Here is a 25,659-nt window from a genome sequence, read left to right as displayed (position 1 = left end):
GCCAGCGGAATACGGCCCACGCTGCCCGATTCCGGTGCAGGCGGTCCAGCCTTGACATTGCCGGCCCGCACAGTAAGATCGCAGGATTCACCCAGCCGTACATACGATGACACCCGTCTACGCTTCGCCCCTCGTCCTGTTCGTCGCCTTCCCGGGCATGGGCCTGCTCGACCTCACCGGGCCGCAATCCGTATTCTGGTGCGCCGGCAAGCGGATGGCGGAGCGGGGCCTCGCGCCCTACGAGCGGCATACCGTCAGCGTGGACGGCGGTCTCGTGACGACGGCGGAAGGCGTCGCCCTCGACACGCTGCCGGCCGCGCAGTTCGCCGGACGCGCCATCGACACGATCCTCGTGCCCGGCGCGCCCGGGATTACCGCCGTGCTGGCGGACGTGGGCTCGACGGTCGACTGGGTCGCCGGCGCCGCGCCCCGCGCCCGCCGAGTCACGTCCGTGTGCACGGGCGCGTTCCTGCTGGCGCAGGCGGGCCTGCTGGACGGCCGCCGCGTGGCAACGCACTGGAACATGGCGGACGTGCTGGAACAACGGTTCCCGGCGCTGGACGTCGACCGCGAAGCGATCTTCGTACGCCAGGATCCCGTATGGACGTCGGCCGGCGTCACGGCCGGCATCGACCTCGCGCTGGCCCTCGTGGAAGCCGATTGCGGACGCGCGCTCGCGATGGACGTCGCGCGCGAACTGGTCGTGTTCATGAAGCGCGCCGGCGGCCAGGCGCAGCACAGCGAACTGCTGCGCGCGCAGACGCGCGACGACGCGGCATTCGACGCGCTGCACGGCTGGATCCTCGACAACCTGCACGACAGCGGCCTCACCGTGGAACGCCTGGCCGCACAGGCCCACATGAGCGCCCGCAACTTCGCCCGCGTGTACAAGGACAGGACGGGCAGCTCTCCAGGCAAGGCGCTGGAACAGTTCCGGATGGGCGCAGCCCGGCGCATGCTCGAACAGTCGGAAGCGAACCTCGCCCAGATCGCCCGCCAGTGCGGCTTCGGCGACGAGGACCGGATGTACAGCGCCTTCCGGCGCAACCTGGGCGAGACGCCGTCGGCCTACCGCAAGCGGCTGGCGGGGGCCTGAGCCTGCAGCCAGCTGCCGATGCGGATGGCGCCGAGGCGCGCCTGACCATGCGGCACCAGCGTGTCTTCCTTCAGCTCCGCGCCGAAATAGCGCGCGTGGACGTCGGCGCGCACCGTGCGCGTGTCGCCCTTGGCCGCGAGATAGTCGCGCACGAGGTCGGACAGGCGGAAGCGGTCCGGCCCCGCGATCTCGACGATGCCGTTCACTGGCGCACCGAGGACGACGTCCGCCATCGCCGCCGCCACGTCGTCCGAGGCGATGGGCTGGATGAATGCGGGCGACAGGGCGATCGTGTCGTCCTGGCCCGCCGACGCCGCGATCCCTCCCAGGAATTCGAAGAACTGCGTCGAATGCACGATGGTGTAGGGCAGGCCGGACGCGCGAATGAGCTCTTCCTGCGCGATCTTGGCGCGGAAGTAGCCGCTGTCCGCGAGACGCTGCGTGCCGACGACGGACAAGGCCACGTGGTGCTTCACGCCCGCCTTGCGTGCCGCGGAGAGGAGATTGCGGCCGGACGTCGTGAAGAACTCGAGGACGGCGTCGTCCGCGAACGACGGCGAATTCGCCACGTCCACGACGACGTCGCAGCCTTCCAGCGCCGCGTCCAGGCCTTCGCCCGTCAGCGTGTTCACGCCCGAGTTGGGGGATGCGGCCAGCGCTACATGGCCGCGTGCTTGCAGCAGGGTCACGAGCTTGCTGCCGATGAGGCCCGTGCCGCCGATGACTACGATCTTCATGAGTGTCTCCTTGTCAGGCGAGGTTCGCGCGGTCCAGGCCGAAGTCCTTGTCGTACGAACCGGGCACGGTTTTAAAAGCGACGTTGATGCGGTTCCACGCATTGATCGTCATGATCTCGTAGGTGAGATCCGTCAGTTCCTGCTCCGTGAGCTGGGTGCGCACGCGTTCGTAGATCTCGTCCGGCACGCCTTGCGGCGACAGCGTCGTCAGCGCTTCCGTCCACGCCAGCGCGGCCCGCTCGCGCGGCGCGAACAGGGTCGATTCGCGCCACGCGGCCAGGTGGTGCAGGCGCAGCGGGCGCTCGCCGTGGATGGTGGCCTGCTTCACGTGCATGTCGATGCAGAAGCCGCAGCCGTTGATCTGCGACGCGCGGATGGCGACGAGGTCGCGGACGCTTTCCTCGATGCTGCCGTCGTTGATCAGGGTGCCCAGTTCGACGAGCTTCTTGAAAAGGGCCGGGGCCTGCTTGAGGTAGTTGATACGCTGGGTCATCTCGTTCTCCTTGGTGGTTGTGGTACGAACCGAGTGTAGACAGTGCCCCGCGCGGCCGGTAGGCGGCTGGCCGGCCGCACGGTGGTGCCAGAAACGCACCAATGAGCGCACCAATGAGCGCACCGATCAGCGCGACAGGCGCACGCCGGCGACGACGAGCAGCAGCGCGGGACCGAGGCGCCACCAGCCGCCCGCGGCCACGGCGCCCGTGACGGCCAGCGCGAGCGTGGACAGCACGGGCGTGAGGTAGGACAGCGACCCGATCGTCGCCGCGCGGCCCGTGCGCATGGCGCGGTCCCACAGGACGAACGAGAGGCCGAGCGGCCCGATGCCGATGGCCGCCATGCCCGCAAGCTCGGTCGCGGACGGCCGGTATGGCGTTTCGAACAGCACGTGCGCGCCCAGCGCGAGGAGGCCGGCCCCTAGGCAGAAGCCGCCCGTTGCCCACGACGAATACGCGGGCAGGCGGGCCGGCACGAGCGAATACACGGCCCACGTGAACGCGGCGAGCACGGCGAGCGCGTAACCTGCGAAATGCGTGACGGTGAGCGCGGACGGCGCGATGACGAGCGCCCCGCCCGCGAAGGAAATGACGCACCCGGCCAGCTGGCGCGGCCGCAACGGCGCAACGCGCGGGGCCAGCACGACGATCAGCAGGGGCCACAGATAATTCAGCAGATTCGCCTCGGCGATGGGCGCGAGCCTGAACGCGGCCACGAGGCTCGCGTGGTACAGGAACAGGCTAGCGACGCCGAAGCCCAGGATGGCGGCCGGCACGCGCCACTCTCTCCACCGGTGCACGGACGCGAGGCCGCCGCAGCACAGCGCCACGCCCGTCAGCAGCAGCGGCGGCGCGTCGCCGGCCAGGCGCACGAGGGTCGCGAACAGGGCCCACAGCAGGATGGCGCCGAGCGCGCACGCCCAGGCGGTGCGGCTCATGACCGGCCTCCGCTCGCCAGGTCGGCATCGTCGAGTCCGAGGGCGCGGATGCGTTGCGAGATGTCGTCGACGAAGACGCGCACGCGCATCGGCATGTGGTGCCGGCTCAGGTAGCACAGGAAGTGACCACGGTCGTCCGGCGCGTATTCCGGCATGCAGGCGACGAGGCGGCCGGCGCGCAGGTGCTCGCGGATCTGGTAGCCGGCCATCTGCGCGATGCCGTCGCCGTCGAGGACAGCCTGCAGCACGAGGTCGGCGTCGTTGAAGCAGAGCCACCCTTGCGGCGTGTGCTTGCGCACGGCGCCGTCCACCTTGAACTCCCAGTCGAACAGCCGGCCGGACGCGAAGCGGAAGTTGACGCAGCTGTGTCCCGCCAGTTCGTCGGGCGTGCGCGGCAGGCCGTGCTTGTGCGCGTACGCGGGCGACGCGCACACGAGCATGCGCATGGGGATGAGCTTCTTGGCGACGATCTGGCTGTCTTCCATGCGGCCGTTGCGGAAGGCGACGTCGATCCGGTCGGACGTGAAGTCGGTAGGGCGGTCGTCGAGGATCAGGTCCAACGAGATGTCCGGATAGCGCGCATGAAAATCCTTCAGCAGCGGCGCGACGATCTTGCGCCCGAAGCCCACGGTGGACGAGATGCGCAGGTGGCCGCGCGGGATGCCCGTACGGAGTTCGCGTATCTCGTCGAGCGCCTGGAAGATGCGGTCGACGCCGGGCCGGCAGCCGTCGAAGAAGCGCTGGCCCTCGGCCGTGAGCGCCGTGCTGCGCGTCGTGCGCAGGAACAGCCGCGTGTCGAGCTGGGTCTCCAGTTTCAGCACGCTGCGGCTGACGGCGGAGCGGCCGATGCCGAGCCGCTCGGCCGCGCGGGCGAAGCTGCCTTCGTGGACGACGGCCATGAACGCGACCACCCCCGCATACGTCGTGGCGAAGCTGGAGGCCAGCGCGTCGTTGCAGTCGGGGCTGGGAAGAATGGAGGTGAGGCTGCGGGGCACGGCTGTCCTGTCGGTACGTAAGTACGTCGATGGTAGGCCTGCTGACTGTCATCGGCAATGACAAGAATCCCGGATTTCCTGCCAACGCCCAACGCGCCGATTGGTGTTTTTGCGGCACCGCCTTGCGTCCCTGCGGGCGCCTGTTGCGGGACGGGCGTCCTCTCTACACTGGCGTTTTCACGCACAATGAGGACCGATCATGTTCCGATTCATTCCCATCGCCCTGGCCGCCTGCGCCACGCTCGCCCACGCGGCCCCGCCCGAACCCGTCGTCAGGACGCTGATGAACCAGGCGCTGTCCGACGCGCCGGGCAAGGAAGTCATGATGCTCACCGTCGACTATGCCCCCGGCGCGGCCGACCCGGTGCACCGCCACGACGCGCACGGCTTCGTCTACGTGCTCGAAGGGAGTATCGTCATGGGCGTGGAGGGCGGCAAGGAAAAGACGCTGCACGCCGGCGAGACCTTTTATGAAGGGCCGCGCGACGTGCACACGGTCGGCCGTAACGCGAGCAGGACGAAGCCGGCGCGCTTCGTCGTGTTCCTGCTGAAGGACAAGGACAAGCCGGCGCTCATCCCCGTGGGGCAGCACTGACCGCGGCGAGCAGCTGCGCCATGTCGACGGGCTTCACGAGCCGCACGTCGAAGCCCGCGTCCAGCGCCTGGTCGCCGTCGTGTTCCTGGCCCCAGCCCGTCACGGCGACGAGCCGCACGGCCGCACCCCATGGCTGTTCGCGCACCCAGCGCGCGACCTCGTAGCCGTTCGCGCCCGGCATGCCGATGTCCAGCACCATGACGTCCGGCAGGTAGCGCTCCGCGAGGGCCATGGCGGCGAGGCCGTCGTACGCCGTGTGGATCGTGTGGCCCTCGGCCTCCAGCAGCAGCGCCAGCAGATTGGCCGCGTCGGCATTGTCGTCGGCGAGCAGTACGCGCAGCGTGCGGGTGCCGTCGTCCGGTGCCGTCGCGTCGCCTGGCGCGTCCGCACCGGATTGCGCGAGAAAGGGCAGTATCACGCGGATGCGCGTGCCCTGGCCCGCGCCCGCGCTCACCGCGCGTACGGTGCCGCCGTGCAGGCCGACGAGCGAGCGCACGACCGCGAGGCCGATGCCCAGGCCGGGCGTGCCGCCGTGGGCCTTCGTCTCGCCCTGGGAAAACATCTCGAACACGTCGTCCAGCCGGTGCGGCGCGATGCCGATGCCATTGTCGGCGACCTCGATGACGGCGTCCATGCCGTCGCGTTCCACGCGCACCTCGATGGCGCCCGGGGCCGGCGTGAACTTGGCGGCATTCACGAGCAGGTTGGCGACGACCTGCGTGAGGCGGACCTCGTCGCCGACGACGGTCACCGGTTCCGCCGGCAGCGACAGCCGCAGGTCGTGGCTCTTGCCCTCGAACGAGGATTGGGCGTTCTCGCACGCGAGTTCGACGATACGGCGCACGTCGAGCGGCACCCGTTCGAGCTCGATGCGGTTGTGGGCGATCCGGCTCAGGTCCAGCAGATCGTCCAGCATCTTCGCCATGTGGCCGATCTGGCGGTCGATCACGTCGGTGGCGCGGGCGCGGATGGCCGCATTGTCCGGCGCCTGGCGCAGCAGGGCGATCGAATAGCGCGCGGCGCCCAGCGGATTGCGCAGCTCGTGCGCGAGGATCGACAGGAATTCGTTCTTCTGGCGGTCCGCCTGTTCCAGCTGTTCGGTCTTGCGTTCCAGGTTCTGGCGCGTCTCGATGTCGGCCGTGACCTCGCGCGCCGTGCCGATCACCATGGACGGCTTGCCGTCCGCGCCGCGCTGCACGCGCGCGCTGGACGCAATCCAGCGCGTGGCACCATCGGCACCGCGGAAGCGGTATTGCATCCGGTAGTCGCCGGTCCCCGCGAACGCGGCCTTCCACGCCTCGATCACGCGGGGCCGGTCCTCGTCGTGGATGTCGGCGAGCCACGCGTCCACGGTCGCCGGCGCATGGCCCGGCGGCTGGCCCAGCATCGGCCCGAGATCGCCGGAGGCGACGATCGTGCGGTCGCGCGGATCGAACTGCCATGTCGCCATGCCGGCCGATTGCAGCGCGATCTCCAGGCGCGCCTGCGCCTGTTCGGCCCGCGCGCGCTGGGCCACGTTGTCGAGGCAGGCGCGCACCGCGTAGCCGATGCGCGGGTAGTGCTTGGGCGTCTTGGTGATGTAGTCGTCGAGGCCTTCCTTCATGGCCTCGACGGCGATCTCCTCGTTGCCGCTCGCCGTGAACATGATCACGGGACGGGATGGGAAGCGCCGCTTCAGTTCGCGCAGCACCGTGATCCCGTCCGTGAAGCGCAGGCGGTAGTCCGTGATGGCGATGTCGAAGCGGCCCTCGTCGAGTGCCGCGGCCAGGGTCTCCGGGCTGCCGGCTTCACTGATGGCGACGTCGGGAAAATGCCGCCTCAGCTCGCGCGCGACGAGTGCCCGGTCGTCCGGGCTGTCGTCGACGAGGAGGGCGGCGAAGCTCATGGCGTGTCCGGCGGCGCGGGCAGGTCGACCGCGAACGTGGCGCCGCTGCCGGGCGCCGACTCCACGGCCACGCGGCCCCCCATCCGTTCGACGCCTTTCTTGACGATCGCGAGGCCGATGCCCGTGCCCGGGTATTCCTCTTCGCTGTGCAGGCGTTCGAACACGTTGAAGATGCGCGCCTGGGCCGCCGGCGCGATGCCGATGCCGTCGTCGGCGACCGTGACGCGCACCATCGATCCGGCCACGCTTGCCGCGATGCGCACGACGGGCGCTTCGCCGGGCCGCACGAACTTGACGGCGTTCGACACGAGGTTCGTCAGCGCCTGCACGACCGTCTGGCGGTGCGCGCGCACGGTCAGGTCGTCCGGCACCTCGATGTGCAGCCGCGCCTTCGATTGCGTGATCTCGGCGTGCAGCGCGGCCGTCACTTCGTGCAGCGCTTCGTTGACGGCGACGTTTTCGGTGGCGATCTCCGTGCGCGACAGGCGCGCGAATTCCAGCAGGTCGGAGACCATCGTGTCGACCTTGTGCGCGACGGCTTCGATGCGGTCGATGTACAGGCCGGCCTTGTCGAGGTGGCCCTCGGCGAAATCCTGCTTGAGGACGTTGGCATAGCCCTGGATCGTGCGCAGCGGCTCGCGCATGTCGTGCGAGACCGAGAAGCCGAACGTCTCCAGCGCCTCGTTCGCTTCCTGCAGCTGGCGCGTGCGCGTGGCGATGCGCTGTTCCAGGTCGGCGTTCAGGCGCAGGTTTTCCAGTTCCGCACGGCGCAGCGACGTCACGTCGTCGACGATGCCGTCGACCGCGTCGTGTCCGTTCACGCGCACGCGCACGAGCTTGACCTTGAAGGCGCGGCCGCCCATGTCGAGATCGCCCGCGTCCAGCTGCAGGTCGGCCGCATCCAGCGTCGCCCTCAGTTCCGGGATGTGCCGGCGGACGTCCTCGATCAGCGGATGGTGCGCCGCCTTCGTGAATTCGCCGGACGCGAGGCCCAGCATGCTCCAGAATGCGCGGTTGCCTTCCACGATCTCGCCTTCGAGCGAGATACGGAAGACGCCGACCTGGATGTTTTCGAGCAGCGACGCGAGCCGCGTCTCACTGCGGATGGCGCGCGAGCGGATCTCGGTGCGGTCGAGGCAGGTGCGCACGGCCACCGGCAGGCGCGCGTAGTGGCGCGGACTCTTGATGACGTAGTCGTCCAGGCCGTGCTTCATGGCCTCCACGGCGATCTCCTGCGTGCCCGTCGCGGTGAACATGATGACGGACAGTTGCGGGTCGTGTGCCTTGATCAGCTTGAGCACGTCCAGGCCCGTTGTCCAGCGCATCTGGTAATCGGTGATGACGAGGTCGAACGGAAAGCCGGCCTCGGCCACCTGTTCGAAGCCGGCGCGGTCGCCCACTTCCGTCGACTGGCACCCTGGAAAATGGCGTTCGAGTTCGCGGCGGGCGAGCAGGCGATCGTCGGGATTGTCGTCGAGGAGGAGGAAGCGCAGGGACATGGCGAGGTCGGGGAGGAGACTTGACGTGGTGCAAGCATTCCTATTGTAGCCGTAATGACGGGCCGCGTCAGGCCACCGGCGGCGCATCGGCGGGCGCCGCGGCCGGCAGCGGCTGCGGACGCGGACGTTGCAGGCACAGCCGGAATACGGTGCCGGCCGAAGCCGGTTCGACGCGGATCGTGCCGCCCAGCCGTTCGACGCCCTTCTTGACGATCGCTAGGCCGATGCCGGTGCCCTGGTACTGCTCTTCGCCGTGCAGGCGCTCGAACACGTCGAACACGCGCTCGCGCTTGTCTTCCGGGATGCCGATGCCGTTGTCCGCGATGCGCACCCAGGCCGCGTCGGCGGTGAGGTCCGCATCGATGCGCACGTGCGGCGTCACGCCCGGCGCCACGAATTTGATCGCATTGCCGATGAGATTATCGAAGACCTGTACGAGGACCGCTTCGTTGCCGAGCACAGTGGGCAGCGGGGAGGCGGCGTCGACCCGGGCGCCGGCGGCCGCGATCTGCGTCTCCATGCCGCCCAGCGCGAGCTGCACGACGCGGTCCAGTTCGACGGGTTGCAGGCGCAGCTCCGCGCGCGACAGCTGGCTGTAGGCGAGCAGGTCCGTCACGAGCCGGTCCATGTGCTGGCTGACGGCGAGGATGCGGCGCACGAACCGTTCGCCCGTGGCGCTCAGCGTGGCCGCCTCGTCTTCCAGCAGCGCCGCCGCGTAGCCCTGTACGTTGCGCAGCGGCGCGCGCAGGTCGTGCGCGATCGTGTGGGCGAACGCGCGCAATTCGATGTTGGCCTCCGCCAACTGCTCCGTGCGGTCCTGGATACGCTGTTCGAGCAGCGTATTGGCGTCGCCGAGTTCGCGCTGGACGCGCTTCAGCTCCGTCACGTCCAGCATGCTCATCACGGCGCCGCGCACCTCGCCGTCGACGAGAAGGGGCTGACAGTTCAGCAGCCAGAACCGCATCCGCTCCGGTTGTGCGGGGCTGCTGCCGGCGATCGGGATGCCGGTGACCGGCTGCTTCTCGCGCAGCGCGGCCCGCAGCGCCGCAGCCAGCGCGTCGTCGTCGGCGCTCGAGCGCGCGATGCGGAACACGGTCGTCAGCAACTGATCGCGGGCTTCTCCCTCTTCGCAGCCGAGCAATTGTTCCGCCACTCTGTTCATGAACCGCACGCGGCCGAACACGTCGACGGCGATCACGGCCTCGCCGATGCTGCGCAGCGTGGCATCGAGGTTCGCCCGCTGGGCCGCGAGGAAGTCGGCATCGCGGCGCGCCATCGCCCGGACGAAGAACAGCAGGGCGACCGACAGCACCGACACCGCGACGGCGGCCGCGACCGTGCGCGCGCGGTCGGTGCCCGCGGCGGCGTCGCGCAGCATGAGCAGGCGCTCTTCCTCGGCCTGCAACGCGGCGATGCGCATCGCGATCGTCTGCCGCAACGCCCGCTCGTCCTCCCTGCTGGGATAGGCCAGGCCGCGCTCCATGCCGGTACGCAGGTTGCGCACGTAGTCGTCCAGCAGGCCCCGCAGGTCGGCCAGCGTGCGCTGCTGGGTGGCGTTGTCGCTGGTCAGTTGCTTCAGGGTGTTGAGTTCGCGGGGCAGGGCGGTCAGCCGCTCCTGGAAATCGGCATCGTCGCGGCGGCTGTATTCGAGCCGCAGCGATTTCTGCAGCGCATCGGCCTCGTTGATCAGGCTTTGCGTGCCCTGGACGTGCTGCAGCACTTCGTGCGTATGGCTGACCCGGCGCCACGATTCGGCCGTGCGCTGGATGCCGACGGCGAGCGTGGAAATGCCCGCGAGCAGCACGGCGATGCTGATGGCCGCTGCGATATTGACGTACCGATTTGTCCTTTGGATGAGCATTGTGTCGGCGCCGAACTTATTTTTTAACTATTCTACCCATGTGGGGTGGATTGCGGGCTCGGCGACGCGTGCGCCCTGTGATTCCGTGCCGCGATCCCCATCTGCCGGGCATGCGAACCCTGCTGCGCAGCCTCCTCATCGCCATCGTCCTGCTCGCCGCCGAGGGCATCCTGCGCCCATGGCTGGACGACGTCGCGTACGCCATCCGCCTCGGTGCGCTGCCCGCGCCGGCTGCGCTGCCGGTGCCCGTGGCGGGCGTGAAGCCGGCGCAGCTGGCCGATACGTGGGGCGGTGCGCGCAGCGGCGGGCGCAGGCACGAAGGCATCGACATCTTCGCGAAACGGGGCACGCCCGTGCGGTCGAGCACGGAGGGCATCGTGCTGCGCGTGGGCACCAACCGCCTGGGCGGGCAGGTCGTCTGGGTGCTGGGCCCAGGCGGCCAGCGGCACTACTATGCTCACCTGGACCGCTACGGCGACGTGCGCGCGGGCATGCGCGTGCGGGCAGGCGCCGTCCTCGGCTACGTCGGCAACACGGGCAATGCCGCGTCCACGCCGCCGCACCTGCATTACGGCATCTACACGGCGTCCGGCGCCATCAATCCGTATCCGCTGCTGAAGGCTGTATCGGCATAGTCCTACACGCGCACGGCTGCTCGATGACACGCGCCGCGCACGCACTACAATCACGTAAACAGTAGGTAAACCAGAGTTTCAAGCCATGGATACTGCAGTCGTCAACAGCATGCCCGTCCAGAACGTCGGCGAACAGCTGCGCCGGGACACCGTGTTGTGGCGCTATCTCGATGCGGCCAAGCTGTTCGACTTCTTCGAGAATTCCACGCTGTTCTTTTGCCGCGCCGACCATTTCAGCGACAAGTTCGAAGGGGCGTTCACGCCGTCGCTGCGCGCCCAGATCAGCGAGGCGCACGCGCGCGGCGAGATCGACTACGACTACGAACAGTTCAAGCGGCGCATGCGCGAATCCGTCTTCATCAATTGCTGGCACCGCAACCAGGACGACAGCGCGGCCATGTGGGCGTTGTACGGCAAGTCGGAATGCGCGGTGGCGCTGACGACGACGGTCGGACAACTCGCCGACATCGTCGAGGGAATCGCCGAGCACAGGATCTCGATCGCGCGCGTGGAATACGTGAAGCACTGGAGCGACCCGAAGCTGGACGTCTCGCCCGACTACACGCGCATCTTCGCCTACAAGACCAAGGCCTACGAATACGAGAAGGAGGTGCGGGTGATCATCGACCGCACCCGTGGGCCGGCGGGACCGGACCTGCGCCAGCCCGGCATCGTCGTGCCCATCGACGCGGACCGGCTGTTGCGCAGCATCGTCATCTCGCCGGACGCGCCGCCGTGGTTCGAGAACCTCGTGCGGCAGTCGGCGCGGCGCTATGGCATCCGCGTGCCCGTCCGGCGGTCGAAGCTGGCCACCGATCCGATCTGACTATTGACAGTCTGTCCAGCGATCTGTCGCATCTTCGCCCACTTTCGTCAATTTGCATTGCAATTCCCGGTTGGCGTATTTATTGTTGCCGTACGGATATTAAATGCTCTTGCAAGCAATGACGGAGAACATCATGGGTTTACAACGCCGCCTGGAGCATCTTCTGCTCTGGCATAAATTTGCGATTCTGAGCGTGGTCGGCATCATCGTCGCCGCCATCCCGGCCTCGCTCTACCTGAAAGAATCGGGCACGGCGCTCGCCGCCCTCGAGCTGGAGGCGCAGGCACGTACGCCGGTCGCCACGATCCTCCATACCATTCAGACCACCCAGCAGCACCGGGGACTGGCGGCGCTGGTGGTCGGCGGCGTCGCGGCATCGATCCCGAAGCGCGAAGAGAAGCAGCGCGAGGCGGATGCCAATTACGCGAAGATGTCGGCGCTCGTCGCCGGTCTCCATGACCCGCGCATCGACCAGGCGTGGGCCGAGGCGAAGCGCGATTGGGAAACGCTGCGGGAACGCGTGGCCGCAGGGACGATCACGGTGCCCCAAAGCTATGAGGCACACACGGCGCTGGTGCCCAAGCTGCTCGACGTCGAGGACCGGGTGGCCGACCACTATGGCCTGAACCTGGACCCGGACGTCGATTCCTACCAGCTGATCCAGGCCATCTATTACCAGTTGCCGTACCTGACCGAGGAACTCGGCAAGATGCGCGCGAAGGGCGCGGGCCTGCTGGCCACGGGACGTGCCAGCGCGGAAGACCGGCTCGCCCTGTCCGCGATCGTGGCGCGGGTCGGCGACCGGCTGCACCAGACGACGCGCCAGTTCGACAAGGCGGCGCGTGCCAATCCGGCCCTCGTCGCGCCGCTGGAAGGCCCGATGCGCGACATGCGCGAGCAGGCGCAGCAGACCATGCGCCTGGCCACGGAGCAGATCGTCAAGGCCGAGACACTCACGTATTCGGGGCCGGAGTATGTCCGGCTCACGACAGCTGCCATCGACGCGGAATATGCAGTGGCCGGCAAGGCCACGGTCCAGTTCAATGCGCTGCTCGATGCGAGGATCTCCGCCCTCCAGCGCACCCGGCTGGGCATGCTGACGGCCGTCGCCGGGCTGTTCGCGTTCGGCGGCCTGATGCTGTACGTGATCGCACGCTCGGTGACGCAGCCGTTGAACAACGCCGTCGAGATCGCGGAGCGGGTGGCGGCCGGCGACCTGACGGCGGCCATCGAGTCCGGCGGGCGCAACGAAACGGCGCGGCTGCTGGCATCGCTGGGACGCATGAACGACAACCTGCGCGGGATCGTGATCGAAGTGCGGGGCAGCATCCACACGATCGGCGAGGCGACCCGCGACATCGCGACAGGGAATGCGGACCTGTCGTCGCGCACCGAATCGCAGGCGTCGAGCCTGGAAGAGACGGCGGCGTCGATGGAACAGATCACGTCGACCGTCCGGCAGAACGCCGACAACGCGGCGCAGGCCAACCAGGTCGCGCGCCAGGCCTCGGACGTGGCCCGGAAGGGCGGCGCGGTCGTTACCGACGTGGTGGCGACGATGGAGGCGATCAACGACAGCGCCCGCAAGATCGTCGACATCATCGGCGTCATCGACGGCATCGCCTTCCAGACCAATATCCTCGCGCTGAATGCCGCCGTCGAGGCGGCGCGGGCGGGCGAGCAGGGACGCGGTTTCGCGGTCGTCGCGGGCGAGGTGCGCAACCTGGCCCAGCGCAGCGCGGCGGCGGCGAAGGAAATCAAGCAGCTGATCGGCGAAAGCGTGGAACGGGTCGAGGCGGGCAACCGTCTGGCGGTTCAGGCGGGAGCATCGATGGGCGACATCCTGGCCAGCGTGCAGCACGTGTCCGGGATCGTGTCGGAGATCGTCACGGCGTCGCGCGAGCAGGCGGCGGGCATCCACCAGGTCAATGACGCGATCGCGCATCTGGACGGGACCACGCAGGAGAATTCCGCGCTCGTCGAACAGGCCGCGGCGGCGGCCGCGAGTCTGGATGAGCAGGCACGCAATCTGGCGCGGACCGTGAGTGTGTTCAGGACCGGGGACGACCGGGTGCTCCGCCTGGCGGCATAAAAAAGGCTGTGTTCGCGCTAGTTATGTGAACTGAAACCCGTTGTAGAGGTCTCACGTATCGTCGAGTTAACTCATGAGGAGTGACGATGCGCAGCCTGACGTTCGACGAGTTGTTCGCCATGCTCTCGGCGGTCGCTTTGTCGGCAGGTGACCTGGCCCGGCTACGGGAATGGATCGCCAGCATCGCGCATCCGGCCGAGTGCATTGCCCTCATCGAGCAGGCGGCGGCAGGACGGCCGTGTCCGCACTGCGGATGCGCCCGCAAACACCGCTGCGGCCAGGCGAGCGGACTGCAGCGCTTCCGCTGCCTCCACTGCGGGCGCAGCCATAATGCATTGACGCGGACACCACTGGCAAGGTTGCGTAAGAAAGAGTGCTGGCTGCCCTATCTGCAATGCGTGCTCGAATCGCGCACGGTCCGCGATGCCGCCCAGGTCGTTCGCGTGCATCGCACCACCAGCTTCCGGTGGCGCCACCGGTTCGTGCCCGGCGCGATGCGCGACCGGCCAACGACGCTGTCGGCCATCGTCGAAGCAGACGAGACATATCGCCTGGAATCGCAGAAGGGTTCGCGCAGCCTGACGCGGCGGCCGAGGAAGCGCGGCGGTGTGGCGAAGCGGCGCGGCATCCATCGGGAGCACGACTGCCTGCTCGTCGCGCGGGACCGTAGTGGACAGACACTCGATTTCCATACGGGGCGGGGCCAGGTGACGGTGGAGCAATTACATCAATGCCTCAAGCCCGTGCTACCCACCGATGTGTTGTTGATCAGTGACGGCGCCGCGTCGTATTGCCGCTTCGCCGCACAGGCTGGCATCACGCATGAGGCCGTCAACGTGCAGGCGGGGGAACGGGCCCGCGGCGCGATCCATATCCAGAATGTAAATAGCTGGCACAGCCGCTTCAAAAGCTGGCTGGTGCGGTTCCGAGGCGTCGCCAGCCGCTACCTGATCAATTATTCGGGATGGCAGCGCTTATTGGATGCGCGTCGGCTGACGACGCCTGCCCACCTTTTATGCGCTGCGGTCCAGCTCGATCAGGTCGGCGGGTTATTGAATTAACGCGAACACAGCCATAAAAAAAGCCGGGCACGCAGCCCGGCTTGAAATGACGGCCTGGATCTCAGGCCGCGCGGTGAGAGACGTTTGCGTCATTGGCGGCCGGCGCGTGCTTGACGCTGTCGCTGCCGCCGCCCATGCCGTCGTCGTGGTGGAACGGCGCGAACCACGTGGCGAGGAACGATGGGATCGTGGCGATCATGACGGCGACGAAATAGCTGACGTAGCCCAGGTATTCCTGCAGCAGGCCGCTGATCGCGCCCGTGACCAGCATGCACAGGCCCATCAGCGCGGTGCCGAACGCGTAGTGCGTGGTCGTGTACTTGCCCGGCGCGAGCTGCTGCATCAGGTAGATCATGTAGCCCACGGAGCCGAAGCCGTAGAAGAATTTTTCGACGACGACGCCGGCCGTGATCGTCCACCTGCTGGTCGGCAGCGCCATCGCCATCGCCAGGAACGTCACGTTCGGAATGTTGACGGCGCAGCACAGCGTGAACAGCGTGCGTTTCAGGCCGCGCTTCGCGACGAACATGCCGCCCAGCAGGGAGCCGACGAGCACCGCGATCAGGCCGTACGTGCCGTAGATGATGCCCAGCTGCTCGTTCGACATGCCGAGGCCGCCTTTCGCGGCCGAATCGACCATGAAGAACGGGCCGATCTTTTCGAGCATGCCGATACTGACGCGGAACAGGAACGCGAAGGCGATCATGGTCCACACGTCGCGCTTCTGGAAGAACGTGACGAACGAATCCAGCAGGATCACGGCGGCGCCGCGCACGCTTGTCGGTGTGTTTTCCGCGCGCGCGCCGTCCGGCATCACGCGCGCATGCCAGGCGGCCATCACGATGATGATGGCGGCGACGATGAAGAAGATCACCCGCCAGGCGTCCATCCAGTCCGGGCCGAACACCTTCGGGTCGTGGTGGAACACGTCCGTGTGCAGCCGGCCGCTCAGGTAGACGAGGAAGCCGGAGGCGACGATCGGCCCGACGTTCCACGACAGGCTCTGCACGCCGCAGTACAGCGCCTGCGTGCGCGTGTCGAGCGAGGTAACGTACACGCCGTCGCTGGCGATGTCCTGCGTCGCGCCGATGAACGACATGAGGACGAACGACGCCAGCATCAGCCCCATCCAGTCGGGCAGGCCCATCGCCAGCCCGACGCCGGCGAAGCCCAGCGCGATGAGCACCTGCATCAGCAGGACGAAGAATTTCTTCGTCCGGTACATCTCGACGAATGGTGCGAACAGCGGCTTCACCGTGTAGGCGAGGCCCAGGATGCTCGAATACGCGGCGGCACGCGTATTGTCCATGCCGATGTTCTTGAACATGATGGCGGTGACGCTCGTCAGCATGACGTAGCCCATCGCCATCGTGAAGTACCCGGTGGGTACCCACAGCAGGGGGTGGCGGATGCGGTCAGGCGTGCGCATGATGGCCCGCCGTGACGGAATCGATCGGGGCGCGCTGCGCCGCGGCGCGGGCGTCGACGAGCTGCTGGTCCAGCATCGCGGCGGCGCCGGCCAGGGCGGGGTAGGGCGCATGGATCACGTACACCGGGATCTGCCGGCAGAAGTCGGTGAAGCGGCCTTTGTTCTCGAAGCGGGCGCGGAACGAGGACTTCGCGAAGAACTCGCCGAGGCGCGGCACGACGCCGCCGCCGATGTAGATGCCGCCGCGTGCGCACAGCGTCACGGCCACGTTCGCGGCCATCGTGCCCAGTGCGCCGCAGAAGACGTCCAGCACTTCCGCGCACAGCTTGTCGCCGGCCAGGCCGCGCTCGACCACCTGCGCCGGTTCGAGGGCATCACCCTGGACGCCGTCGATGGCGCACAACGCCTCGTGGATCGTCGCCAGGCCCGGACCCGAGATCAGGCGCTCGGCCGACACGTGGTCCCACTTCGTCCAGCAGTACGCGAGGATCGCCTGTTCGCGCGCATTCGACGGCGAGAACGCGACGTGGCCGCCTTCGCTGGGCAGCACCTTCCAGCGGCCGGCGTCGGGAATGACGCCGCCGACACCGAGGCCGGTACCGGCGCCCACGAGGCCGATCACGGCGTCCGGGCTCACGCGGGTGCCGCCGACCTGTTCGAGGTCCGCGTCCGCCAGGCTGGGCACCGACATCGACAGCGCGGCGAAGTCGTTCACGACGAGCAGCGTGTCGAGGCCGAGGTCGCGGCGCGCGGCGTCGATCGAGAACTGCCAGTGGTGGTTCGTCATCTTGATGAAATCGCCCTCGACCGGATTGGCGATCGCGATCACGGCATGACGCAGTTCGCGCGCGGCGCCGGGATGGCCGGCCAGGTAGGCGCGCACGGCATCCGTGAACGTGGCGTGGGCTGCGCAGGACAGCGTCGCGATTTCCTCGATGCGGCCGGGGCCGCGCTGCAGCGCGAAGCGGGCGTTCGTGCCGCCGATGTCGGCCAGCAGGCGGGCGCCGCCGAAAAGTACGTCATCCATGGTGTCCCTCATGTCTTCCTCGGTCTCCTGTTTTTCTCACCTCGACCCCCGGCGGGGTCAGGCTGCGCGCAATGCGGCGCGCTGTCCGGCGATGAAGTCGCGGTACCACAGGGCGCTGGCCTTCGGGGTGCGCTCCTGGGTCGCGTAGTCGACATACACGATGCCGAACCGCTTCGCATAGCCGGAATTCCATTCAAAATTGTCCATCAGGCTCCACAGGAAGTAGCCGCGCACGTCGACGCCCGCGTCCATCGCGGCCTTCAGGGCCTCGAGGTGGGTGCGGACGTATTCCACGCGCTGGGTGTCGTTGACCTGGCCGCCTTCGATGGTGTCGACCGCGGCCATGCCGTTTTCCGTAATGTACACCGGCGGCAGGTCCGGGTACTCCTGTTTCAGCTGCACGAGCAGGTCCGTCAGGCCCTGCGGGTAGATTTCCCAGCCCATGTCCGTGAAGCCCAGGCCGCCTTCCGGCTTCCTCGGCGGGACTTCGGCGCTCATCACTTCGCGGCGGTAGTAGTTCACGCCCAGGAAGTCGATCGGCTGGGCGATGATGTCGAAGTCGCCCGCGTGCACGTCAGGGGCGTTGGCGCCGTGCGCTTCCAGCGACAGGGCCGGGTAGCGGCGCTTGAAGATCGGGTCCATGAACCACGCGATCGAATTGGCCCATTCCAGTGCGGCCAGGCGGCGGTCGGCTTCCGTGTCCGTGGCCGGTTCCGCGGTCCACTGGTTCAGCACGATGCCGAGCTGGCACGACGGCTTCACGGCGCGCATCGACTGCATGGCGAGGCCGTGCGACAGCAGCAGGTGGTGCGAGACCTGGATCGCCTGTTTTTTATCGGCGACGCCGGGCGCGAACTGGCCGTTGCCGTAGCCGAGGTTCGCCGTGCACCACGGCTCGTTGTGCGTGGCGATGCTGGCCACGCGGTTGCCGAAGCGGCGCGCCACTTCGGCCGCGTAGTCGGCGAAGCGGTGGGCGGTGTCGCGCGACATCCAGCCGCCGTCGTCCTGCAGGCCCTGCGGCAGGTCCCAGTGGTACAGCGTGATGTGCGCGACGATGCCTTTTTCGTCCAGCGCGTCCAGCAGGCGCGTGTAGAAATCGAAGCCCGCTTCATTCCATGTGCCCTTGCCGGTCGGCTGCACGCGCGCCCACGCCATCGAGAAGCGGTAGGCGTTCACGCCCAGCGACGCCATCATCGCCACGTCGTCGCGGTAACGGTTGTAGTGGTCGCAGGCGACGTCGCCGTTGCTGCCGTCGATGATGTTGGCGGGATCGTGCGAGAACGTATCCCAGATCGAAGGGCCCTTGCCGTCGGCGTCAAAGGCGCCTTCGATCTGGAAGGCGCTGGTGGCGACGCCCCACGTGAAGTTGGAAGGAAAACGGATGGAGTCGGTCATGATGCGCGGTTGTAGTCGTTATGAAATGAACTTTTGAAATCGATTTCATCGTACATGCGCCATTGGCCGGGTGTCAATTACATTTTTTACTTGGAAGCATCAACGCCACATGTCAAAGCGGCATGTCTGGTGTATATTCACGAGCTTCGCGGCAACCGCCGTGTCAAGATGCAGGCCGAAACGCATGAAAAAGGATTCCAGCAGCTCGCCGATGGTCACGGTCCACGAGGTCGCCCGCGTGGCGGGCGTGTCCGCGGCGACGGTCTCGCGCTTCCTGAACGGCACCGCCAAGGTGTCGGAGGAAAAGCGCCAGGCCATCGAAAGCGTCATCGAAAAGCTCAATTACAAGCCGAACGTGCTGGCCCAGAACCTCAAGACGGGCAGCTCGCGCACCATCGGCGTCCTGACGCAGTCGCTCGTGTCGGGCTACTTCGCCGACGCGATGGCCGGCATCGACGAGGCCCTGCAGGGCACGGGCTACGCGCCGCTGATCGTGTCGGGCCACTGGCATGCGGACGAGGAGGCGGAGCGCATCGAGCTCCTGATCGCGCGCCGCGTGGACGGTCTGGTGATCCTGAGCGGTAAATTGAAGGATGCGCAGATCCTGAAACTGTCGCAGCGCGTGCCCATCGTCGCCTTCGGCCGCGACCTGAGCGCGCCGCGCGCGTACGGCTTCTGCCTCGACAATTACTGGGGCGCGTGCGAAGCGGTGGGCTACCTGATCGACCAGGGCCACCGCAACATCGCGTTCATCACCGGCCCGTCCGACCACCAGGATGCCTTGGCCCGCCTGGCCGGCTACCGCGATACCTTGGCCAAGCACGGCATCAAGGAACAGCAGCAACTGATCGTCGGCGGCGACTTCCAGGAATCGAGCGGCCTGCTGGCCGTCGAACGCCTGCTGGAATCCGGCCAGCGCTTTTCCGCGATCTTCTGCGCGAACGACCTGACCGCCTACGGCGCGCGCCTGGCGTTGTACCGGCGCGGCATCCGCGTGCCGGAAGACATCTCCGTCATCGGGTTCGACGACCTGCACAGCTCGATGTACACGACGCCGCCGCTGACCACCGTGCGCCAGCCGCTGTTCGACGTCGGCAAGTGCCTGGGCCGCGCGATCGTCAAGATGATCGGGCACGAGACGCTCGACATCGAGGTGCCGCAGCTGAACCTCGTCGTGCGCGAGTCCGTCAAGCGCGTCGACTGAACACCGGGGTCAGAGCCCGATTTTTGGCAATTTCCTAAATCGGGGCTCTGACCCCGGTTTGCGCTTTATTAAGCCGCGAAGCCGCCGTCTACTGCCAGATCCGACCCCGTCACGAAACTCGCCTCGGGGCTCGCCAGCCACGCCACCATCGATGCGACTTCTTCCGGCCGGCCGTGGCGCGGCAGGGCCATGAAGCCGTGCAGCGATTTGCCGAAGTCGGTGTCGGCCGGATTCATGTCCGTGTCGACGGGGCCCGGCAGCACGTTGTTCACGGTGATGCCGCGCGGGCCCAGGTCGCGCGCCAGACCTTTTACCAGACCCGTCAGGGCCGACTTGCTCATCGCGTAGACCGCGCCGCCGGCGAACGGCATGCGCAGCGCGTTCGTGCTGCCGATGTTGATGATGCGGCCACCGTCCGGCAGGTGGCGCGCGGCGGCCTGGGCGGCGGCGAACACGGCGCGTACGTTGACGGCGATCGTCTTGTCGAAATCGGCGATGGAGAATTCGGTCACGTGGCCGCCGAGGAAGACGCCCGCGTTGTTGACGACGATGTCCAGCCGGCCGAATTTGGCGGCGGCGGTGTCGATGGCTGCGGCCAGCGCCTGCGGATCGGCCACGTCGGCGCGCAGGGCGAGGGCGCGGCCGCCGGCGGCTTCGATGCGGCCGGCCAGTGCCTGCGCGGCGGCGTCCGACGACTGGTACGTGAAGGCGACGGCGGCGCCGTCGGCGGCGAGACGCTCCACGATGGCCGCGCCGATGCCGCGCGAACCGCCGGTGACGAAGGCGACTTTCTCTTTCAGATTCGTGTTTGCCATGATGCTCTCCATTCGGTTGGGGTGGTTGATGTGTGCAGTATCATTCCAACTCCCGGTTCAAACTAGCCGGTCAAAACGCACAAGACTTTCAACCATCAGTTAAAGGTGGGCCCATGGAGCATCTGGATTCCTTCATCTACAGCGCCGAGGACGGCGGCTTTTCCGCAGCCGCGCGCCGCTTGGGCATGACGCCGGCCGGTGTCAGCAAGAACGTGGCGCGGCTCGAGGCGAACCTGGGCGTGCGCCTGTTCCGGCGCAGCACGCGCAAGCTGAGCCTGACGGAAGAGGGCGAGCAATTGCTGCGCGAAGTGGCCGAGCCGTGGCACCGCATCCAGGACGCGATGGCCGTCGTGCGCCAGGGCGCCAACCACGCCGTCGGGCCGCTGAGGGTGGCGATGGCGCCGGCCGTCGGGCGCATGCATTTCGTGCCGATGCTGGCGGAGTTCCGCCGCCGCTATCCCGAGGTGCTGCCCGACCTGCACTTCGATAACCGGCAAGTCGACCTGATCGCGGAAGGGTTCGATGTCGCGATCGGCGGCGGTGTCGAGCTGCCGCAGGGCGTCGTCGCGCGCGAGCTGGCGCGGGTGCGCATCCTGCTCGCGGCGTCACCCGAGTACCTGGCCCGGCGCGGCACGCCCACGCACCCGGACGACCTGGCCGCGCACGACGGCATCGCGCGCCGCTCCATCCGCACGGGCCGGCTGCAGACGCTCACCCTGCGCGACGAAGCGGGCAAGGTGGCGCCGTACGATCCACGGCCCGTCGCGGTGCTGGACGATCCGGAAGCGATGGCGCATGCGGCCGCCGCCGGTCTCGGCGTCGCGCTGCTGCCCGCGCCGCACGCGGGGCCGCTGCTGGCGGACGGGCGCCTCGTACGCATCCTGCCGGACTGGTATGCGGAGACGGGGCCGCTGTTCCTCTACTATTCGAACCGGCGGCTGCTGCCCGCGAAGACGCGTGTGTTCGTTGATTTCGTCGTCGAGCGCTTCCGCGAACAGGGGCTGGCCGCGCACTTTGCCGGATGAGCTCTGTCACGGAACTGACATCTGTCCTTAATACAATGTACGATTGCCAATCACCAGCAACCCGACAGAAAGAACGACCGCATGAGACCGTCCTGGCTGAAGATTTCGCTCACCCTGATGACCTGTTCCGCGCTGTGGCTGCCCGCGTCGGCCCCTGCGGCGGGCGCCGGGACGCCGGCCGCGGACAAGCCGGCGGCATCCGGCCAGACCGCCGCGCAGGTAAAGCCGCCGAAGCTCGTCGTCGTGATGGTCATCGACGGCCTGCCGGCCGAGCAGGTGCAGCGCTACCGCGACCAGTTCGGCCCCGGCGGCCTGCGCCGGCTGCTGGAGCAGGGCGCGTCGTTCACGGATGCGCACCAGGCGCACGGGATCACGGTGACGGCCATCGGCCACTCGGCCGTGCTGACGGGCGCGTATCCGTACCGGCACGGCATCATTGGCAACAACTGGATCGATGAGAATGGTAAGCAGGTCTATTGCACCGAGGACACCAGTTACCACTATATCGATGAAGAGACGGACCCGCACGACGGCACGTCGCCCGCGAACCTGCGCGTGGACACGCTCGGCGACCAGCTGCGCTATGCCACCGGCAACCGCAGCAAGGTCGTGACCGTGTCCGGCAAGGACCGCGGCGCCATCCTGCTGGCGGGAAAGACGGGCACCGCCTACATGTACATGGACCAGACGGGCGACTTTGCCAGCAGCACCTATTACATGGACAAGCATCCGGCCTGGGTCGAGCGCTTCCGCGCCGCGAAGCCGCAGGACCGCTATTACGCCAAGTCGTGGAAGCCGCTGCTGGACGACAAGGCCTACGCGGACGACGCGCCGTACCCGGAAGCGACGACGGCCAACCCGAACCGTTTTCCGTTCACGTTCTACAGCGAGAGCGGCAAGCCGGCCGCCGACTACTATGGCCGCCTGAAAACGAGTCCGGCGGTGGACGAGCTGACCCTGGAATTCGCCGAAGCGGCCGTCGACGGCGAGCAGCTGGGCCGCAATCCGACGGGCGCGACGGACCTGCTGGGCGTCAGCCTGTCCGGCCACGATTACGTGAATCACGCGTATGGCCCCGAGAGCCGCATGTCGCATGACCACCTGCAGCAGGTCGACCGCAAGATCGCCGAGTTCTTCGCGTTCCTCGACAGGCGCGTGGGCCTGGACAACGTGCTCGTCGTGCTGACGGCCGACCACGGCTTCGCCAACACGGCCGAATTCGCGCGCACGCAGCATGCGGACGCGTTGCGCGTGAATCCGAAGACGCTGCTCGAGAACCTGAACGCCGCGCTGGCCGAACGCTTCGGCGGCGCGAAACTGGTCAAGACGTCGCTGCTGCCCGACATTCACCTGGACGACGACGCCATCGCGCGCCGCGGCCTGGCCCGTGCCGACGTGGAAAACGCCGCCGTGCACTACCTGCGGGCGCAGCCGGGCATCTCGGAGGTGTTCACGCGCACGCAGCTGGAGCAGGGCGTCGCGTCCAAATCCCGTCTGGGCACGTTGATGCAGCGGGCGTGGAACAGCCAGCTGTCCGGCGACCTGCTGGTCGTCACGACGCCGTACACGATCTTCGGCAGCGGCTCGTCCGGCGCGAGCCACGGGACGCCGTGGCAGTACGACACGTCCGTGCCCCTGCTGATCATGGGCAAACGCTGGATCCGGCCGGGCGAACAGGCCGGCTATGCGGAAGTCGTCGACATCGCCTCGACCCTGGCGCAGATCCTGCACGTGCGCCGTCCGGCGGGCGCGGAGGGGCGCGTGCTGAAGGAGGCGCTGCGTTGATGGCGCCGGCAGACGTGACGAACAGCGTAACGGGAGACGGTGGAGCGCCGGGGGCCGCTATACTGCCGTCAACGCCACTCAATGCGAGCCCATCCATGTACGCTGCAGTCGACCTCGGCTCCAACTCGTTCCGCCTGCACATCGGCGAGCCGATCGCGGGCCAGATCCACATCGTGCGCACCGCGCGCGACCCGATCCGTCTCGCGGCAGGCCTCGGCCCGGACAATGCCCTGTCCGAGGCAGCGGTCGAGACGGCGCTGCGCACCCTGCGCGACTTCAGCGGCATCCTGCGCCAGTTCCGGCTGGACGCGGTGCGCGTCGTCGCCACCAACACGATGCGCGTGGCCAGCAATGCCGAGGCCATATTGCCGCGCCTGGAAGAGGCGATCGGCTATCCGATCGAGATCATCTCCGGCGAGGAAGAGGGGCGCCTGATCTACATGGGCGTCGCGCGCGCGCTGGGCCGGCGCACGGAACGGCGGCTCGTGATCGACATCGGCGGCGGCTCGACGGAAGTTATCGCGGCGCATGGCGACGACATCGACATCGTCGAATCGTTCAGCATCGGCACGCATCCGCAGAGCGCCACGTATTTCCAGGGCGGCCACATCAGCGCGGACGCGTTCGAGACGGCCGTCAACGCGGCGCGCGCCCAGTTCGAGGACCTGGCCGACCAGTATCGCCAGCATGGCTGGGATGCCGTTTACGGCTCGTCCGGCACCATGCGCGCGATTAACGAGGTCATCGTGCGCAACCGGATCGGCGACGGCACGATGTCGCTGGCGAGCCTGCTCGCGCTGCGCGACAAGCTCATCGAACTCGGTCACGTCGACGCATTCGACCTGCCGGGCGTGAAGCGCGAGCGCGTGATCGTGATGACGGGCGGCCTGTCGATCCTGATCGGCGTGATGCAGGAGCTGGGGGTGCCCGCCATGACAGCGATTAATGCCGGCCTGCGCCTGGGGGTGCTGTCCGACCTGGAACTGCGCGCCAACCGCCACGACCGCCGCGACCTGGCCATCCAGGACTGCATGCGCCGCTTCGGCGTCGACGCGCAGCGCGCCGCGCGCACGGCATCCATCGCGAAGACCCTGTTCGACAAGCTGGCGCCGCAGGACGAAGCCGTCGTCCACCATCTGCTGCGCAGCGCCATGCTGCACGAGGTCGGGCAGGCCGTCTCGCACACGGGGGCGCACAAGCACGCGGCCTACATCGTCGAACACGCCGACCTGCCGGGTTTCACCGCGCGCGAGCAGCGGTTGATGAGCCTCATCGTGCTGGGCCAGAAGGGCAATCTGCGCAAGGTGCGGGAAGTGCTGGGCGTGCCCGACCTGGCCAAGGCCGTGCTGGCGCTGCGCCTCGCGGCCGTGTTCATGCACGCGCGCGTGGACGGCGACGTCGATGCCGTGCGCCTGCGCATGAAGGGCCGCATCGATATCGAGACGCCGCGCGGCTGGCTGCGCCAGCACCCGACGGTCGCGGCGTGGTTCGAGAAAGAGGCGGCCGCGTGGGGCGACGTCGGCGTGCCGTTCAACGTGACCACCTGATCCCGTCAGCCGTACAGGTCGTGCCGCACGCCGTGCTCGTAATGCGCGTCGAGCTGGGCGGCCGCCACGGCATCGGCGGTACGGCCCTGCGCCGCGGCGTTCAGCGCCTCGACCATCTGCCCCGGTGTGGGCAGTGTTGCCCGGTCGAGGTGGCGCTCGGGCCGCCACAAACCGGCACGGTTGACGGCTTTCCCGCAGTGAAACAGGACTTCGTCGATGGTGACGACGATGGCCGTCTTCGGCCGCTTGCCGCCTTCGGCAAAGCGCGCCAGCAGCGCGTCGTCCGTCGTGGCGCGGGCGCGGCCGTTGATGCGCATGAAGATCTCGAGGCCGGGAAAAAGAAACAGCATGCCGGCGCGCTCGTCGCGCTCCAGGTTGCGCAGCGATTCGATGCGGTTGTTGCCGGGCCAGTCGGCGAACGCGACGTGATGGTCGTCGAGCGCGTGCACGAAGCCGGGCGGGCCGCCGCGCGGCGATGCGTCCAGGCCGCGCTCACTGCCGGTGGCGAGGCAGAAGAACGTGGCAACGCGCAGGTAGTCGCGGTGGAAATCGATCAACCGGTCGAGCACGGCCTTCTGGATGCGTTCGGCCGGCGGGTCGTACAACGTGTCGAGGTCGGGACGGGACATGACGGACTCCTGGGTCGTGGATGATCGGGCCAGTGTAGGTCCGGCGGTGCGCCCGCCTGTACAATTCCGCAGCCAATCCATATCGATTC

At 67.9% G+C, this 25,659-nt stretch carries 22 protein-coding genes; 10 read left to right on the top strand and 12 right to left on the bottom strand.

Going from position 1 to position 25,659, the window contains the following annotated elements; all coding sequences use genetic code 11:
* Positions 1–106: 106 nt before the first annotated feature.
* The gene (locus P0M04_RS29205) at positions 107–1,096 is read left to right on the top strand and encodes a GlxA family transcriptional regulator (RefSeq protein ID WP_259452837.1); all 990 of its coding nucleotides are present in this window, start codon (positions 107–109) and stop codon (positions 1,094–1,096) included.
* On the opposite strand, the gene P0M04_RS29200 is transcribed toward P0M04_RS29205, so the two are convergent.
* The 4 genes from P0M04_RS29200 to P0M04_RS29185 all read right to left on the bottom strand — a co-directional run bounded on the left by P0M04_RS29200 (position 1,069) and on the right by P0M04_RS29185 (position 4,260).
* Complete coding sequence (locus P0M04_RS29200; protein ID WP_259452836.1) at positions 1,069–1,833, bottom strand: SDR family oxidoreductase; 765 nt, start codon at positions 1,831–1,833, stop codon at positions 1,069–1,071. The genes P0M04_RS29205 and P0M04_RS29200 overlap by 28 nt on opposite strands.
* A gap of 13 nt (positions 1,834–1,846) precedes the next feature.
* Positions 1,847–2,326, bottom strand: a complete 480-nt coding sequence (locus tag P0M04_RS29195) for a carboxymuconolactone decarboxylase family protein (RefSeq protein WP_259452835.1) — start codon at positions 2,324–2,326, stop codon at positions 1,847–1,849.
* 126 nt (positions 2,327–2,452) lie between these two features.
* Positions 2,453–3,265, bottom strand: coding sequence for a DMT family transporter (locus P0M04_RS29190; protein ID WP_259452834.1), 813 nt, complete (start codon positions 3,263–3,265; stop codon positions 2,453–2,455).
* A complete protein-coding gene (locus P0M04_RS29185; protein ID WP_259452833.1) occupies positions 3,262–4,260 on the bottom strand; it encodes a LysR family transcriptional regulator in 999 nt (332 codons plus the stop codon). Before P0M04_RS29185 ends, P0M04_RS29190 begins: the two co-directional genes overlap by 4 nt.
* Positions 4,261–4,459: 199 nt before the next feature.
* Between P0M04_RS29185 and P0M04_RS29180 the strand changes: the two genes are divergently transcribed.
* Positions 4,460–4,855: a cupin domain-containing protein gene (locus P0M04_RS29180; RefSeq protein ID WP_259452832.1), complete on the top strand. Its 396-nt coding sequence runs from the start codon at positions 4,460–4,462 to the stop codon at positions 4,853–4,855.
* On the opposite strand, the gene P0M04_RS29175 is transcribed toward P0M04_RS29180, so the two are convergent.
* The 3 genes from P0M04_RS29175 to P0M04_RS29165 all read right to left on the bottom strand — a co-directional run bounded on the left by P0M04_RS29175 (position 4,833) and on the right by P0M04_RS29165 (position 10,100).
* Complete coding sequence (locus tag P0M04_RS29175; protein ID WP_259452831.1) at positions 4,833–6,740, bottom strand: hybrid sensor histidine kinase/response regulator; 1,908 nt, start codon at positions 6,738–6,740, stop codon at positions 4,833–4,835. The genes P0M04_RS29180 and P0M04_RS29175 overlap by 23 nt on opposite strands.
* Complete coding sequence (locus P0M04_RS29170; protein ID WP_259452830.1) at positions 6,737–8,239, bottom strand: sensor histidine kinase; 1,503 nt, start codon at positions 8,237–8,239, stop codon at positions 6,737–6,739. The genes P0M04_RS29175 and P0M04_RS29170 overlap by 4 nt, the downstream gene beginning before the upstream one ends.
* 67 nt (positions 8,240–8,306) lie before the next feature.
* On the bottom strand, positions 8,307–10,100 hold the full coding sequence (locus P0M04_RS29165) for a sensor histidine kinase (protein WP_259452829.1): 1,794 nt from the start codon (positions 10,098–10,100) through the stop codon (positions 8,307–8,309).
* 110 nt (positions 10,101–10,210) lie between these two features.
* Here P0M04_RS29165 and P0M04_RS29160 point away from each other — a divergent pair, with 110 nt between their 5' ends.
* The 4 genes from P0M04_RS29160 (at position 10,211) to P0M04_RS29145 (ending at position 14,714) form a co-directional block, all read left to right on the top strand.
* Positions 10,211–10,735 (top strand): M23 family metallopeptidase, encoded by a 525-nt coding sequence (locus tag P0M04_RS29160; RefSeq protein ID WP_259452828.1) that lies wholly within the window; start codon positions 10,211–10,213, stop codon positions 10,733–10,735.
* An 85-nt stretch (positions 10,736–10,820) separates the two neighbouring features.
* Positions 10,821–11,561 carry a hypothetical protein gene (locus P0M04_RS29155; RefSeq protein WP_259452827.1) on the top strand — a complete coding sequence of 247 codons (741 nt, stop codon included), beginning with the start codon at positions 10,821–10,823 and terminating at the stop codon, positions 11,559–11,561.
* A gap of 133 nt (positions 11,562–11,694) precedes the next feature.
* Complete coding sequence (locus P0M04_RS29150; RefSeq protein WP_281042142.1) at positions 11,695–13,653, top strand: methyl-accepting chemotaxis protein; 1,959 nt, start codon at positions 11,695–11,697, stop codon at positions 13,651–13,653.
* Between the two features lie 86 nt (positions 13,654–13,739).
* Complete coding sequence (locus tag P0M04_RS29145; protein WP_281042141.1) at positions 13,740–14,714, top strand: IS1595 family transposase; 975 nt, start codon at positions 13,740–13,742, stop codon at positions 14,712–14,714.
* Between the two features lie 61 nt (positions 14,715–14,775).
* Here P0M04_RS29145 and P0M04_RS29140 read toward each other — a convergent pair whose 3' ends face one another.
* The 3 genes from P0M04_RS29140 to P0M04_RS29130 are packed head-to-tail and all read right to left on the bottom strand — an operon-like array spanning position 14,776 to position 18,565.
* Entirely contained in the window at positions 14,776–16,143 is a 1,368-nt protein-coding gene (locus P0M04_RS29140; RefSeq protein WP_259450865.1) for an MFS transporter, read from the bottom strand.
* The gene (locus tag P0M04_RS29135; protein ID WP_259450866.1) at positions 16,130–17,170 is read right to left on the bottom strand and encodes a glucokinase; all 1,041 of its coding nucleotides are present in this window, start codon (positions 17,168–17,170) and stop codon (positions 16,130–16,132) included. Before P0M04_RS29135 ends, P0M04_RS29140 begins: the two co-directional genes overlap by 14 nt.
* Before the next feature lie 57 nt (positions 17,171–17,227).
* The gene (locus P0M04_RS29130; protein WP_259450867.1) at positions 17,228–18,565 is read right to left on the bottom strand and encodes a GH1 family beta-glucosidase; all 1,338 of its coding nucleotides are present in this window, start codon (positions 18,563–18,565) and stop codon (positions 17,228–17,230) included.
* Positions 18,566–18,749: 184 nt separating this feature from the next.
* Here P0M04_RS29130 and P0M04_RS29125 point away from each other — a divergent pair, with 184 nt between their 5' ends.
* Entirely contained in the window at positions 18,750–19,769 is a 1,020-nt protein-coding gene (locus tag P0M04_RS29125) for a LacI family DNA-binding transcriptional regulator (RefSeq protein WP_176936327.1), read from the top strand.
* A gap of 68 nt (positions 19,770–19,837) precedes the next feature.
* Here the strand turns inward: P0M04_RS29125 and P0M04_RS29120 are convergent, their stop codons facing one another.
* Entirely contained in the window at positions 19,838–20,584 is a 747-nt protein-coding gene (locus P0M04_RS29120) for an SDR family oxidoreductase (protein ID WP_259450868.1), read from the bottom strand.
* 113 nt (positions 20,585–20,697) lie between these two features.
* Here P0M04_RS29120 and P0M04_RS29115 point away from each other — a divergent pair, with 113 nt between their 5' ends.
* The 3 genes from P0M04_RS29115 (at position 20,698) to P0M04_RS29105 (ending at position 24,941) form a co-directional block, all read left to right on the top strand.
* Complete coding sequence (locus P0M04_RS29115) at positions 20,698–21,609, top strand: LysR family transcriptional regulator (RefSeq protein WP_259450869.1); 912 nt, start codon at positions 20,698–20,700, stop codon at positions 21,607–21,609.
* A gap of 81 nt (positions 21,610–21,690) precedes the next feature.
* Positions 21,691–23,394, top strand: a complete 1,704-nt coding sequence (locus tag P0M04_RS29110) for an alkaline phosphatase family protein (RefSeq protein WP_259450870.1) — start codon at positions 21,691–21,693, stop codon at positions 23,392–23,394.
* A 95-nt stretch (positions 23,395–23,489) separates the two neighbouring features.
* Complete coding sequence (locus P0M04_RS29105) at positions 23,490–24,941, top strand: Ppx/GppA phosphatase family protein (protein ID WP_259450871.1); 1,452 nt, start codon at positions 23,490–23,492, stop codon at positions 24,939–24,941.
* Positions 24,942–24,946: 5 nt separating this feature from the next.
* Here P0M04_RS29105 and P0M04_RS29100 read toward each other — a convergent pair whose 3' ends face one another.
* On the bottom strand, positions 24,947–25,570 hold the full coding sequence (locus tag P0M04_RS29100; protein ID WP_259450872.1) for an MSMEG_1061 family FMN-dependent PPOX-type flavoprotein: 624 nt from the start codon (positions 25,568–25,570) through the stop codon (positions 24,947–24,949).
* Between the last annotated feature and the right edge of the window lie 89 nt (positions 25,571–25,659).

The sequence above is a fragment of the Telluria mixta genome (assembly GCF_029223865.1).
In the GTDB taxonomy this organism is placed as follows: Bacteria; Pseudomonadota; Gammaproteobacteria; order Burkholderiales; family Burkholderiaceae_D; genus Telluria; species Telluria mixta.
This window is presented reverse-complemented; position numbering and strand designations above follow the sequence as displayed.

Bases quoted from the DNA above. Each gene is read 5' to 3' on its own strand.
- P0M04_RS29205 (WP_259452837.1), top strand. From the start codon at position 107: ATGACACCCGTCTACGCTTCGCCCCTCGTCCTGTTCGTCGCCTTCCCG.
- P0M04_RS29200 (WP_259452836.1), bottom strand. From the start codon at position 1,833: ATGAAGATCGTAGTCATCGGCGGCACGGGCCTCATCGGCAGCAAGCTC.
- P0M04_RS29195 (WP_259452835.1), bottom strand. From the start codon at position 2,326: ATGACCCAGCGTATCAACTACCTCAAGCAGGCCCCGGCCCTTTTCAAG.
- P0M04_RS29190 (WP_259452834.1), bottom strand. From the start codon at position 3,265: ATGAGCCGCACCGCCTGGGCGTGCGCGCTCGGCGCCATCCTGCTGTGG.
- P0M04_RS29180 (WP_259452832.1), top strand. From the start codon at position 4,460: ATGTTCCGATTCATTCCCATCGCCCTGGCCGCCTGCGCCACGCTCGCC.
- P0M04_RS29175 (WP_259452831.1), bottom strand. From the start codon at position 6,740: ATGAGCTTCGCCGCCCTCCTCGTCGACGACAGCCCGGACGACCGGGCA.
- P0M04_RS29170 (WP_259452830.1), bottom strand. From the start codon at position 8,239: ATGTCCCTGCGCTTCCTCCTCCTCGACGACAATCCCGACGATCGCCTG.
- P0M04_RS29165 (WP_259452829.1), bottom strand. From the start codon at position 10,100: ATGCTCATCCAAAGGACAAATCGGTACGTCAATATCGCAGCGGCCATC.
- P0M04_RS29160 (WP_259452828.1), top strand. From the start codon at position 10,211: ATGCGAACCCTGCTGCGCAGCCTCCTCATCGCCATCGTCCTGCTCGCC.
- P0M04_RS29155 (WP_259452827.1), top strand. From the start codon at position 10,821: ATGGATACTGCAGTCGTCAACAGCATGCCCGTCCAGAACGTCGGCGAA.
- P0M04_RS29150 (WP_281042142.1), top strand. From the start codon at position 11,695: ATGGGTTTACAACGCCGCCTGGAGCATCTTCTGCTCTGGCATAAATTT.
- P0M04_RS29145 (WP_281042141.1), top strand. From the start codon at position 13,740: ATGCGCAGCCTGACGTTCGACGAGTTGTTCGCCATGCTCTCGGCGGTC.
- P0M04_RS29140 (WP_259450865.1), bottom strand. From the start codon at position 16,143: ATGCGCACGCCTGACCGCATCCGCCACCCCCTGCTGTGGGTACCCACC.
- P0M04_RS29135 (WP_259450866.1), bottom strand. From the start codon at position 17,170: ATGGATGACGTACTTTTCGGCGGCGCCCGCCTGCTGGCCGACATCGGC.
- P0M04_RS29130 (WP_259450867.1), bottom strand. From the start codon at position 18,565: ATGACCGACTCCATCCGTTTTCCTTCCAACTTCACGTGGGGCGTCGCC.
- P0M04_RS29125 (WP_176936327.1), top strand. From the start codon at position 18,750: ATGAAAAAGGATTCCAGCAGCTCGCCGATGGTCACGGTCCACGAGGTC.
- P0M04_RS29120 (WP_259450868.1), bottom strand. From the start codon at position 20,584: ATGGCAAACACGAATCTGAAAGAGAAAGTCGCCTTCGTCACCGGCGGT.
- P0M04_RS29115 (WP_259450869.1), top strand. From the start codon at position 20,698: ATGGAGCATCTGGATTCCTTCATCTACAGCGCCGAGGACGGCGGCTTT.
- P0M04_RS29110 (WP_259450870.1), top strand. From the start codon at position 21,691: ATGAGACCGTCCTGGCTGAAGATTTCGCTCACCCTGATGACCTGTTCC.
- P0M04_RS29105 (WP_259450871.1), top strand. From the start codon at position 23,490: ATGTACGCTGCAGTCGACCTCGGCTCCAACTCGTTCCGCCTGCACATC.
- P0M04_RS29100 (WP_259450872.1), bottom strand. From the start codon at position 25,570: ATGTCCCGTCCCGACCTCGACACGTTGTACGACCCGCCGGCCGAACGC.